At 69.7% G+C, this 11,662-nt stretch carries 13 protein-coding genes; 6 read left to right on the top strand and 7 right to left on the bottom strand.

The features are described from left to right. The 4 genes from PO78_RS20285 to motD all read left to right on the top strand — a co-directional run bounded on the left by PO78_RS20285 (window position 1) and on the right by motD (window position 3,310). A complete protein-coding gene (locus PO78_RS20285) occupies window positions 1-786 on the top strand; it encodes a MinD/ParA family ATP-binding protein (protein ID WP_043746480.1) in 786 nt (261 codons plus the stop codon). Window positions 787-910: 124 nt separating this feature from the next. Next, a complete protein-coding gene (locus PO78_RS20280; RefSeq protein ID WP_004305488.1) occupies window positions 911-1,684 on the top strand; it encodes an RNA polymerase sigma factor FliA in 774 nt (257 codons plus the stop codon). 30 nt (window positions 1,685-1,714) lie between these two features. Continuing rightward, complete coding sequence (locus tag PO78_RS20275; protein WP_004305500.1) at window positions 1,715-2,455, top strand: flagellar motor protein; 741 nt, start codon at window positions 1,715-1,717, stop codon at window positions 2,453-2,455. A 15-nt stretch (window positions 2,456-2,470) separates the two neighbouring features. Beyond that, window positions 2,471-3,310 (top strand): flagellar motor protein MotD, encoded by an 840-nt coding sequence (motD, locus tag PO78_RS20270; protein ID WP_004305503.1) that lies wholly within the window; start codon window positions 2,471-2,473, stop codon window positions 3,308-3,310. Between the two features lie 343 nt (window positions 3,311-3,653). Here motD and parC read toward each other — a convergent pair whose 3' ends face one another. The 7 genes from parC to flgA form a co-directional block, all read right to left on the bottom strand. Continuing rightward, window positions 3,654-6,098, bottom strand: a complete 2,445-nt coding sequence (gene parC / locus PO78_RS20265; protein WP_012585748.1) for a DNA topoisomerase IV subunit A — start codon at window positions 6,096-6,098, stop codon at window positions 3,654-3,656. Beyond that, window positions 6,095-6,547 carry a PIN domain-containing protein gene (locus PO78_RS20260; protein ID WP_043746477.1) on the bottom strand — a complete coding sequence of 151 codons (453 nt, stop codon included), beginning with the start codon at window positions 6,545-6,547 and terminating at the stop codon, window positions 6,095-6,097. Before PO78_RS20260 ends, parC begins: the two co-directional genes overlap by 4 nt. Next, window positions 6,544-6,795 (bottom strand): type II toxin-antitoxin system Phd/YefM family antitoxin, encoded by a 252-nt coding sequence (locus PO78_RS20255; RefSeq protein ID WP_004305508.1) that lies wholly within the window; start codon window positions 6,793-6,795, stop codon window positions 6,544-6,546. The genes PO78_RS20260 and PO78_RS20255 overlap by 4 nt, the downstream gene beginning before the upstream one ends. A gap of 88 nt (window positions 6,796-6,883) precedes the next feature. After that, window positions 6,884-8,872, bottom strand: a complete 1,989-nt coding sequence (locus PO78_RS20250; protein WP_004305510.1) for a DNA topoisomerase IV subunit B — start codon at window positions 8,870-8,872, stop codon at window positions 6,884-6,886. Between the two features lie 64 nt (window positions 8,873-8,936). Continuing rightward, window positions 8,937-9,428, bottom strand: a complete 492-nt coding sequence (locus PO78_RS20245; protein WP_004305513.1) for a flagella synthesis protein FlgN — start codon at window positions 9,426-9,428, stop codon at window positions 8,937-8,939. A gap of 14 nt (window positions 9,429-9,442) precedes the next feature. Continuing rightward, window positions 9,443-9,742 carry a flagellar biosynthesis anti-sigma factor FlgM gene (gene flgM, locus PO78_RS20240; RefSeq protein ID WP_004305515.1) on the bottom strand — a complete coding sequence of 100 codons (300 nt, stop codon included), beginning with the start codon at window positions 9,740-9,742 and terminating at the stop codon, window positions 9,443-9,445. Between the two features lie 132 nt (window positions 9,743-9,874). After that, window positions 9,875-10,603 carry a flagellar basal body P-ring formation chaperone FlgA gene (gene flgA / locus PO78_RS20235; protein WP_043746473.1) on the bottom strand — a complete coding sequence of 243 codons (729 nt, stop codon included), beginning with the start codon at window positions 10,601-10,603 and terminating at the stop codon, window positions 9,875-9,877. Window positions 10,604-10,799: 196 nt separating this feature from the next. Here flgA and flgB point away from each other — a divergent pair, with 196 nt between their 5' ends. Together flgB and flgC are read left to right on the top strand one after the other, a co-directional pair. Next, window positions 10,800-11,204 (top strand): flagellar basal body rod protein FlgB, encoded by a 405-nt coding sequence (flgB, locus tag PO78_RS20230; RefSeq protein ID WP_004305521.1) that lies wholly within the window; start codon window positions 10,800-10,802, stop codon window positions 11,202-11,204. An 11-nt stretch (window positions 11,205-11,215) separates the two neighbouring features. Further along, window positions 11,216-11,620, top strand: coding sequence for a flagellar basal body rod protein FlgC (gene flgC, locus PO78_RS20225; RefSeq protein WP_004361025.1), 405 nt, complete (start codon window positions 11,216-11,218; stop codon window positions 11,618-11,620). Window positions 11,621-11,662: the final 42 nt, after the last annotated feature.

Raw genomic sequence — 11,662 nt, 5'->3', positions numbered from 1 at the left:
ATGCTCGACGGACGCGAAGACCAGGCCGCCGGCCTGCGCAGGCTGTTCCGCCGCGCGCCGCCCCAGGTGGTGGCGCTGTATGCGGGCGGTCGCCGCGCCGCCGACAACGCCGCGCTCGCCGCCCACCGCATCGCCGGGCGCAGCGAGCGTGTGCTGGTGCTGGACGAGGCCGAGGGCGGCGCCAGGCTGTGCGGCGCGCTCGGCGTGGGCGAGGGCGTGGACCTGCTGCAGCTGCTCGACGGCCGCAGCACGCTCGCCGACATCGTGCAGCCGGTGCCGGGCCTGGTGGGCCGCGTGCCGGCCGCGGCCGCGGCGCTCGCGCTGCCCCTGCTCGACGATCCGCGCCGTGCCTGCCTGATCGAGGCGCTGCGCATCCTGCACCGCCACGCCGGCTTCGTTCTGGTGCACGCGAGCGGCGAACAGGCTGCGGAGCCGTCTCCGTTCGTGCTCGCCGCGCCGCGCCGACTGGTGGTCGCCGAGGCGAGCGCGAGCGGCGCCACCGACGCCTACCACACCATCAAGGGCCTTGCCGCCGCGGGAGCCGGCTCGGTGCACGTGGCCGTGTGCCGCGCGCGCGGGCGGGCGGACGCCACCGCCTTCTTCCGCAGTCTCGATGCGCTCGTGCGCCGCCACGTGGGCGTCCCGCTCGCGTGGGTGGGCGAACTCGAACGCGACGAGATCGCCGGCGCTCTGCAGCCGCCGCTGCAGACCTCGAGCCGCGATGCGGGCGCGGCCTTCCTGCGGCGCGTCGCCTCACCGGCGCGTGCCCCTGTCATGCGCGCCTGATGCGCCGCCTGCGTGACACATCCCGCTGGTAAAGCTGGCGATGCTACGGGAAAATGCGCAATTCCTATCCAGGCGGGCGAGAGCCGACGGCCCCGTCCGCTGCCCGAACCCACAGGCCCGATGCATGTACGACGCTCACGGTAAGCTCGACAAGGGTGGTCTCGTCGAAAACTACGCCCCGCTGGTCAAGCGCATCGCCTACCAGCTGATGTCGCGCCTGCCCGCCAGCGTGGATGTGGACGACCTGATCCAGAACGGCATGATGGGCCTGCTCGATGCCCTCGGCCGCTACGAGCAGGGCCTCGGCGCCCAGTTCGAGACCTATGCGGTGCAGCGCATCCGTGGCGCCATGCTCGACGGCCTGCGCGAGAACGACTGGCTGCCGCGCAGCCTGCGCCGCGACATGCGCCGCATCGAGGCGGCGATCCACAGCCTGGAGCAGCAGAACGGCCGCCCGCCCTCCGAGAGCGAGCTCGCCGCCGCGCTCGACCTGCCGCTGGAGGATTACCAGCGCATGCTGCAGGACGCGCGCGGCCACCAGCTCGTCTATCTCGAGGATTTCAACCGCGAGGAAGACGACGACTATCTCGACCGCCATCTCGCCCAGGAGGGCAACGATCCGCTCACCCTGCTCGAGGACACCGACCTGCGCCGCCGCCTGGTCGGGGCGATCGAGCACCTGCCCGAGCGCGAGCAGCTGGTGATGGCGCTGTATTACGACGAGGAGCTCAACCTGCGCGAGATCGGCGAGGTGCTCGGCGTCACCGAGTCGCGCGTGTGCCAGCTGCACAGCCAGGCGGTGGCTCGCCTGCGCGCCTGCGTCTTCGAGGGCGGCACGGCGATGCCGGTCGCGCGCCGGCGCGGGCGCCCACCCAAGAACGCGGCCGCGGGCCGCTGATCGGGGCCGCCAGCGCTGCCCCCGGATACCATGGACAAGATCAGCCTCGTCGGCCTCACCCTCGGAATCGCCGCCATCCTCGTCGGCCAGGTGATCGAGGGCGGTCACCTGTCCTCGCTGTTCCAGCCCACCGCGTTCATGATCGTGATCGGCGGCACGCTCGGCGCGGTCATGCTGCAGAGCCCGCTGCGCGTCTTCATGCAGGGCATGCGCATGGCGCGCTGGGTCTTCGTGCCGCCGGCGCCCGCCTTCGATACGATCATCGAGCAGGTCGCGAACTGGGGCCAGACCGCGCGCAAGGAGGGCCTGCTGAGCCTGGAGAACCAGATCGAGGCGCTGTCCGACCCCTTCATGCGCAAGGGCCTGCAGCTGCTGGTCGACGGCATCGAGCCCAACCGCCTGCGCGAGGTGCTCGAGGTCGAGATCGGCGTGTGGGAGAACCAGATGAAGATGTCGGCGCGCATCTGGGAGGCGGCCGGCGGCTATGCGCCGACGATCGGCATCCTGGGCGCGGTGATGGGCCTGATCCACGTGATGGAGAACCTCTCCGACCCTTCGCGGCTGGGCGCCGGCATCGCGGTCGCGTTCGTCGCCACGATCTACGGCGTGGGCTTCGCCAACCTGGTGTTCCTGCCGATCGCCAAGAAGCTGGGCGCGCACATCGTCACCCTGACCACCCAGCGCGAGATGTTCGTCGATGGTCTGGTGGGGATCGCCAACGGCGACAACCCGCGCATCATCGCCAGCCGCATGCAGGGCTACGTGGCCTGAGCGCCGGGAGACATCATGCGGCGCAGGCGCAAGCTCGACGAGGAACACGACAACCACGAACGCTGGCTGGTGTCCTACGCCGACTTCATCACGCTGCTGTTCGCCTTCTTCGTGGTCATGTATTCGCTGTCGTCGGTCAACGAGGGCAAGTACCGCGTGCTCTCCGACTCGCTCGTGCAGGCCTTCCGCAACGTCAATGTGAACGAGAGCGGCGAACAGATCGTGCTGCCCAAGGTCAGCGTCGTGCCTTCGCAGGCGATCACCCGGCCGGCGCCCCCGGCGGTGGATCCTGTCGTGGAGCAGCGTCGCCAGCAGGCCGCGCAGCGCATGCGCAACGTGGCCGACGAGATCCGCCGCGTGCTCTCGCCGCTGACGGGGTCCGGCCAGGTGAAGGTCACCGAGGGCGCCTTCGGCGTCAGCGTCGAGATCAACGCCAGCCTGCTCTTCGCGCCCGGCGAGGCCGCGCTCGGCAGCAATGCCGTGTCGGCGCTGCAGGCGGTGGCGCGGGTGCTGGCGCCGGCGGAGTTCCCGATCACGGTCGAGGGCCACACCGACAACGTGCCGATCAGCACCTTCCGCTTTCCGTCGAACTGGGAGCTCTCGGCGGTGCGTGCCTCGACGGTGGCGCGGCTCTTCATCGACAACGGCGTCACCCCGGCGCGCCTGACCGCCGCCGGCTATGCCGACCAGCGCCCGGTCGCGGACAACGCGGACGAGGAGGGCCGCGGCCGCAACCGTCGCGTCACCATCCTGATCGAGTCGCGCATGGCCGACCCCGAAGGCAATGCCGGCCCGACCACCATCCCGCCCGACGACCCCATCCGCTCCATCCTGCCGGAGGCCCCGCAGGGTTGATGGCAGCCGGTCGGGGTGAGACCCCACGGCGTGTCCGGTTCCTTGCGGATCTTGTAGCAGCGACGCAAGTCGCGATCGGCGCAACGATTCCCGCCGTGCCTTTTTCGCCGCTGCGATCGCGACTTGCGTCGCTCCCACGAGAGACGCCGAGGTGCATCGGTATGTCGCTCCCACGAGAGATGCCGAGGTGCATTGGTGCGTCGCTCCCACGAGAGATGCCGAGGTGCATTGGTACGTCGCTCCCACGAGAGACGTCGAGGCGCATCGGTGCGTCGCTTCCACGCGAGATACGAGGCGCGTCGGTGCGCCGTAGGAGCGACGCGAGTCGCGATCGGCGCAACGGTCAGCGCATGCGCTCGGGCTTGAGCTTCGGAGTCAGCGGCACGCCCTTGCGTGCGCGGCGGTGGCGCAGCGGTTCGCGCTGGGCGGGCTTGAGCTCGATCGTCAACGCCTTGCCGCCGCGACCACTGCCCTCGACGGCGAGCACCGCATCGTCGGCCGGCACCGCCACCGCCGCCAGCGCCTCGCCTTCGTCGAGCGCCATCACGATGACGCCGCGGCCGCCGCTCTGGGTCTTCATCTCGGGGCGGGGGAAGACCAGGATGCGGCCGTTCTCGGACGCCGCCGCGATCCAGTCGCCGAACACCTTCGCCGGCGCCAGCACCTTCTCGCCCTTTTCCAGGCTCATGAAGGCCTTGCCCGCGCGCTGACGGCTGCTGGCGTCGGCGACGCTGCACAGGAAACCATAGCCGCCGCTGTTGGCGAAGAAGTACACCGAATCCGGCGTGTCGGTGACGACCTGTGCGAGCTTGCCGCCGTCCTGGAACTCCACCAGCGTGGTGATCGGCGCGCCGTCGCCGCGCCCGCCGGGCAGCTCGGACACCTTTACCGTGTAGGCGCGGCCGTTGCCGTCGATGACGATCAGCGGCCAGGTGGTGCGCGTCTCGAGCACCGCGAAGCCGAAATCGCCGGCCTTGTAGGCGATGCCGGCAGGGTCGATGCCGTGGCCCTGGCGCGAGCGCACCCAGCCGTTCTTCGACACGATCACGGTGACCGGCTCGTCCGGTACCGAGATCTCCGCGGGCGCGACCGCGGCCACGGCCTCGACCAGGGTGCGGCGGTCGTCGCCGTACTTCTTCGCGTCGTCCTGAATCTCCTTGAGGATCAGCTTGGTCATCGCCGCGCGGCTGTCGAGGAGGTGCTGCAGTCCGGCGCGCTCGTCCTTGAGCTCGGCGAGCTCCTTCTCGATCTTGAAGCCTTCCAGGCGCGCAAGCTGGCGCAGGCGGATCTCGAGGATGTCCTCGGCCTGGACGTCGGACAGCCCGAAGGCCGCGATCAGCGCCGGCTTGGGCTCGTCCGACTCGCGGATCACGCGGATCACTTCCTCGATGTGCAGGAAGGCGATCATGCGGCCTTCGAGGATGTGGATGCGCCGATCGACCTCGTCCAGCCGGTGGCGGGTGCGGCGCTCGACGGTCACGTAGCGGAAGTCGATCCATTCGCGCAGGATCTGCACCAGGTTCTTCTGCTGCGGCCGACCGTCGCGGCCGATCATGGTCATGTTGACCGAGGCCGAGGTCTCCAGGCTGGTGTGGGCGAGCAGCACCGCCATGAACTCGTCGCGGTTCTGCCGGCTCGACTTGGGCTCCAGCACGATGCGCACCGGCGCCTTGTCGCTGGACTCGTCACGTACCGTGTCGAGCGCGCCGAGCACGAGCTGCCTGAGGTTCTTCTGCTCTTGCGAGACCTCCTTCTTGCCGGCGCGCGGCTGCGGGTTGGTCAGGGTCTCGATCTCGGACAGCACCTGTGCGGCGGACACGCCGTGCGGCAGCTCCTCGACGATGGCGCGCCACTGGCCGCGGGCGAGCTCCTCGATCTTCCAGCGCGCGCGCAGGCGCAGGCTGCCGCGGCCGGTCGCGTAGGCCTCGCGGATGGTCTGGGGCGTGGAGATGAGCTGGCCACCACCGGGGAAGTCGGGGCCGGGCAGCATGGCCAGCACGTCGTCGAGCGTGGCCTCGGGGTGGCGGATCAGGTGGCAGGTGGCCTCGGCCACCTCGCGCAGGTTGTGCGGCGGGATCTCGGTCGCCATGCCCACCGCGATGCCCGAGGCGCCGTTCAACAGCACGAAGGGCAGGCGCGCGGGCAGCAGCTGCGGCTCCTCGAAGGCGCCGTCGTAGTTGGGGATGAAGTCCACCGTGCCGCGGTCGATCTCGGACAGCAGCAGCTCGGCGATCGGGGTCAGGCGGCATTCGGTGTAGCGCATCGCCGCCGCCGAGTCGCCGTCGCGCGAGCCGAAGTTGCCCTGGCCGTCGACCAGCGGATAGCGCAGCGAGAAGTCCTGCGCCACGCGGACCATGGCGTCGTAGACGCTGGAGTCGCCGTGCGGGTGGTACTTGCCGATCACGTCGCCGACCACGCGCGCCGACTTCACGTGCTTGGAGGTGGACGACAGCCGCATCTCGTTCATCGCGAACAGGATTCGGCGCTGCACCGGCTTCAGGCCGTCCTCGACCTGCGGCAGCGCGCGCGACTTCACCACGCTCATCGCGTAGGCGAGGTAGGCGCGCTCGGCGTAGCGGTCGAGCGCCAGCGTGCCGTCGTCCTCGGGCTCGGGTTCCGGGTCGGCGGGCGGGGCTGGGGGCGGGGGGATGTCTGCGTCGGAGGCGGTCGCAGGCGCTGCGCCCCGAGTTGTCGAGGCAGCACTCGGGGCTGCGCCGGCCGGGGTCGAGGGGGCGACGGATTCGGGCACGCCAGGCGCGTCGAAGAGGTCGGGAGTGTCTGTGCTCATGAGCTCGAATTGCATGCTGCGAGCAGTAGCGGGTGCGCGACATGCTCGAAAGGATTGATAACGGTGACGCCGCGCCAGGTGAAGCCGTGCTGCAGGTCTTCGCTCAGCAGCAGGCGGCAACGGTTTTCCGCAGCCACCGAAAGGACCAGGCCATCCCAGATCTGCATGCGGTGATCGCAGGCCAGGTCGATGGCGGCCTGGAAGCTCGGCCAGGTCGAATCGGCCACCTCGTAGGCATCGGACCAGTCGAGCAGGGCGCCGCGCACTGTCTCGGCGTCGCGCCTGAGCTTGCCGGTGAGGACCCGGTGCAACTCACCCAAGGCCTGCGCCGGGATCAGCACCTCGCTCGCCGCGAGATCCTCGATCAGCGCACGAGCCGCTGCACAACGCGCGTCGTCTCCGGCGCCCTCTGCGTAGGCGAGGATGTTGGTGTCCAGCGCGATCTTCATTGGTCGCGGTCGTAGAGTTCGTCGCGGTTCCAGCTTCGTTCGCCTGCGGCAGGTTCCCGATTGAGGCGGGCGAGCAGACGGGCGCGTGCGTTGGCACGGTCGTGACCGGATTCGCCCGCTTCTGTGGCGGGGCTGATCGTGGCGACGGGACGGCCGTGGGACAGGACCGTGATGGTCTCGCCCTGGCTGACCTGGCGGAGCAGGCTGGAGAACTGTCGATTCGCTTCGGCGGCGGAAATGGTGTGCATGGCAGGTCCGTAGCTTGCATCGGTGTAGTGAATATCACTACCTTATTCCGGGTGATGGCGTCGGGCAATTCGATTTGCCTTGGGGGGCTCAGACATCCGCCTCGACGCTGTCCCCCTTTTCTTCCATCCACGCACGCCGCCCCGAGGCTTCGCCCTTGCCCATCAGCAGGGTGAACATCTTCAGCGTGTCCTGCAGCGCGCCGCTGCGCACCTTCACCGGCAGCACCCGACGGGTGGCCGGGTCCATGGTGGTCTCGCGCAGCTGGTCGGGGTTCATCTCGCCCAGGCCCTTGAAGCGGCCGATCTCGATCGCGTCGGGCTTGAAGCCTTCCTTCTCCAGGCGCTCGCGCATCGCGGCGAGCTCGCCCTCGTCGAGCGCGTAGAGGCGGCGCGGCGGGCGCTTCTTGCCTTGTGCCGGGACATCGATGCGGTACAGGGGCGGCTGCGCCACATACACGTGGCCGCGCTCGATGAGCTTGGGGAAGTGGCGGAAGAACAGCGTCAGCAGCAGGGTCTGGATGTGGGCGCCGTCGACGTCGGCGTCGGACATGATGACGACCTTGCCGTAGCGCAGCCCGGAGAGGTCGATCGGGCTGTCGGCGGTATGCGCGTCCACGCCGAGGGCCACCGCGATGTCGTGGATCTCGGCGTTGGCGAAGAGGCGATCCGGGTCGATCTCCCAGGCGTTCTGCACCTTGCCGCGCAAGGGCAGGATGGCCTGGGTCTCCTTGTTGCGCGCCATCTTGGCCGAGCCGCCGGCGGAGTCGCCCTCGACCAGGAAGAGCTCGTTGTCGGCGAGGTCCTCGGACTCGCAGTCCGACAGCTTGCCGGGCAGCACCGCCACGCCCGAGGTCTTCTTCTTCTCGACCTTCTGCGCGCTCTTCTGGCGCGCAAGCGCCTGCTTGATGGAAAGCTCGGCGATCGCGCGGCCGGCCTCGACGTGGTTGTTGAGCCAGATCTCGAAGGGGTCGCGCAGCTGGCTGGAGACGAGCTTGACCGCCTCGCGCGAGTTGAGCTTTTCCTTCACCTGGCCCTGGAACTGCGGGTCGAGCAGGCGCGCCGAGAGCACGAAGCTCATGCGCCCGCACACGTCCTCCTGCTGCAGCTTCACGCCGCGCGGCAGCAGGGTGTGGTGGTCGATGAAGGACTTCATCGCCTCGAACACGCCGGCGCGCAGGCCGGATTCGTGGGTGCCGCCGTTCACGGTCGGGATCAGGTTGACGTAGGACTCGCTCGGCACCGGGGATTCGAACCATGCCAGCGCCCACGCCGCGCCTTCACCGGCGGCGAAGGTCGGATCGTCCTTGGCGGCGTATTTCTCGGCGGTGAAGATCGGCGCCACCGGCTCGACATCGCCCGCGAGCTCTTTCAGATAACCGGCGAGGCCGTCGGGGTAGGACCACGTCTTGGTCAGCGCCGGGCCGTTCGCCTGCTCGATGTCGAGCCGCACCGCGACCCCCGACAGCAGCACCGCTTTCGAGCGCAGCAGGCGCTCGAGCTCGTTCATCGGCACGCGCGGAGATTCGAAGTACTTGCCGTCCGGCCACACCCGCACCCGGGTGCCGGTCTGGCGTCCGCAGTCGCCCTCGACGCGCACCGGGCCGATCGTCTCGCCGCCGTCGGAGAAGTCGATGCGGTGGATCTTGCCCTCGCGCCTGACCTCGACCTCGATCCGGGTCGACAGCGCGTTGGTCACCGACACGCCGACGCCGTGCAGGCCGCCCGAGAAGGCATAGGCCGAGTTGCCCTCGCGCTTGTCGAACTTGCCGCCGGCGTGCAGCCGGGTGTAGGCCAGCACCACCACCGGGACGCCTTCCTCGGGGTGCAGTCCGACCGGGATGCCGCGGCCATCGTCGGCCACGGTGACCGAGCCGTCGACATGGAGCGTGACGTGGATCTTTTTCGCGAAGCCGCCGAGCGCCTCGTCGGCGGCGTTGTCGATCACCTCCTGGATGATGTGCGCCGGGCTGTCGGTGCGGGTGTACATGCCGGGGCGTTCGCGCACCGGCTCGAGCCCTTTCAGGACGCGGAAGGAGGATTCGTCGTACTGCTTTGGAGTGCCTTGCGTGCCGGCCATGCTGACTGCCCGTTCGAACTTGCGAAGGGCGCAAGGATAGCAGAGCGAAGGGCTGTATGTATGTTCAGGCGCTGCCGAGCATGCGCCCGCCGCCAATGGCGCGGGTATGGCCTTCGGCGTCGTAGAGCGGCGGCTGGTCGGCGGCCGAGAGCAGCAGGCTGAGCGCGGCCTGATTGTGCGCCATGCGCTCGGTGATGAGCTTGCCGTTGAGGGCGTTGCGCTCGCGCGTCGTGCGGGCCAAGCCGAGGACCTCGTCCCAGCGCGCCAGCACGCGCGGCAAGCCGGCGAGCCAGTCGCGAATCACGGTGTCGGAGACCGCCTGGCCGAAGCGGCCGAGCAGCAGGCTACGGTCGTCGGAGAGCCGTTGCAGGCGGCGGTAGCGTTCGTTCTTGTCCTGGCAGAGCACCACCAGTGCATCGACCTCCCCGGCGATCAGCAGCGCCTCCTCGCGCGCGAGCAGCTCGACGAACTCTCCGAGCTGGATCGCTTCCGCTTCGATCAGCAGCGCGAGGCGCTGGCGGTCGGCGGAGGAGGGCGGGACGGCAGGACGGTTCATGCGCGGTGAAGCGTTCAGCGCTGGCCTGCGAGCATCTCGCGCACGCTGTCGATCAGCCCGTCGGCGATGCGTCCGGCGTCGATCCTGAATTCGCCGTTGGCGATCGCCTGCTTGATCTCCTCGACGCGCTGCGCGTCGACGACCGGGGTCTGGGCGATGCTCGCCTCGGCCTTGGCGAGGCTGGACGACAGCGAGGAGAGCTGGACCTTTTCGCTGCCGGCGGAGACCGTGGCGCCGGGGCTCGCGGGGCTGCGTGGGCGGGCCTCCGCTGCGGTGGAGGGGGCAATCGCCTTGCCCGAGCTTTCGATTTTCATGGCGCAGTTCCCATACAGAGTGACTCTGACGTTCTCTTCGGCGCGATGGCGTGGAACTTGAGCGATTAAAGCATGAAATCTTTCACGCTCGGCCATCCGCTCGCGGCCGTCTCCGTTCGGCACGCAGCCGCCTCAGAACTCCAGCGCCACTGCGCCGCCCGCCTGTGCGGTCCCGGTGACGACCTGGCCGTCGGCCAGGCGCACCCTCACCTTCTCACCCGGGGCGGCGTTGTTCATCGCACGGCCTTCGCTCGCCACCCGGAAGCCCGCGCCCACGCCGAGCACGCTCACGGTCTGGCCCTGGCGCACCGCGTGGGGTACGCGCAGCATGTCGCCGCGCAAGGGGCTGCCGGCGGCGACCGCGATGCGGGTGTGGTGGCCGCTGGCCTGGGTGGGGTCGGTGAGGAGATTGTCGGGGAGCGCGGTGAGGTCGCCCCTGCGCTGCCCGAGGTCGGCGGGGCCGAGCACCTGGCCGGCGCGCAGCGGGCGGGCGGCGATCAGGTAGTCGGCGACCACGGCGACGCGCGCCTGCAGGTAGGCGGTCCACGTCACCGGTGAGTCGCAGCGCACACCGACGCTGAAGCGTCCCCACGCGCGCGTGCCCGCGGGCAGGAAGGGTTCGAGCGCGGCGCAGGCGGGCAACTGGCTGTTGGGATCGAGCGGCGCGAGCTCGATCGACACCTCGCCGGGCAGGCCGGCGACCTGGCGCTGCAGGAACTGGCGCACGCGGGCCTCGACCGCCCCCTCGGCGTGCTGGGCGATCGCGGCGGGGGAGGGAAGCAGCACGAGGGCCGCGCACAGCGCAGCGGCCGGGCCGCGCAGTCGCCTTGCGGCGAGCCTGCGGTGGAGGGGAGTCGTCATGGCGGGATTGCACCATGACCCCCGCCGGCCTGGCAACCGGCAGCGCCCGCCGGCAATCCTTGCCGGCGGATGGCGGCGAAATTGGCCGGGCTTTGCCCCCCTTATCGGCGCCAGGGTCTTGCCGGCCCGCGCCTACCATCGCTGGCATGGAAACTGCGTCCGGAACGTCCGGGCGCACCGTCCCGGGAGCACAGCGATGAAGACCCTTTTCGACCGGCAGATCCAGTTCCACCAGACCGCGCTGAACCTGCAGGCGCACCGCCAGCAGCTGATCGCCTCGAACATCGCCAACGCCGACACGCCGCACTACAAGGCGCGCGACGTGGATTTCCGCGCCGCGCTGCAGGGCGCGCTCAATGCCTCGCGGGAGGGTGTGCAGATGGCGACCACGCAGGCGGGCCACATCGGCAGCGCACCCGCGCCTGCGCTCGAAAGCCTGACCGGCTACCGCAGCGAGCTGCAGTCCGCGGTGGACGGCAACACGGTGAACATGGACGTCGAGCGCGCCGCCTTCGCCGAGAACGCCTTGCACTACGAGGCCAGCGTGACCTTCATCAACGGCATGCTGCGCTCGATGAACACCGCGATCACCGGCCAGTAAGGAGAGCCGCCATGAGCATGCTGAACGTCTTCCAGATCGCCGGCTCGGCGCTCAATGCGCAGTCGCTTCGCCTCAATGCCACCGCCTCCAACCTTGCCAACGCCGACAGCGTCACCTCCGAGGACGGCCAGCCCTACCGCGCCAAGCAGGTGGTGTTCGCCGCGCGCCCGGTCGCCGGCCCGGCGGCGGTCGGCGTGCAGGTGACCCAGGTGGTCGAGAGCGCCGCGCCCCTGCGGCTGGTCTACGAGCCCAACAACCCTGCCGCCAACCCCGACGGCTACGTCGAAATGCCCAACGTCAACGTGGTCGAGGAAATGGTGAACATGATCTCCGCCTCGCGTTCCTACCAGAACAACGCCGAGGTGATGAGCACGGCACGAACCTTGCTTCAGCGTACCTTGCAGATCGGCCAGTAAGCACCCCGCAGGCGCCGTGACGCGGAAAACGCCGACAGCAGG

It is taken from the genome of Thauera sp. SWB20 (assembly GCF_000831325.1).
GTDB lineage: Bacteria > Pseudomonadota > Gammaproteobacteria > Burkholderiales > Rhodocyclaceae > Thauera > Thauera aminoaromatica.
Note: the sequence above shows the minus strand (reverse complement) of the source record. Positions and strands in the feature narration are given on the sequence as shown.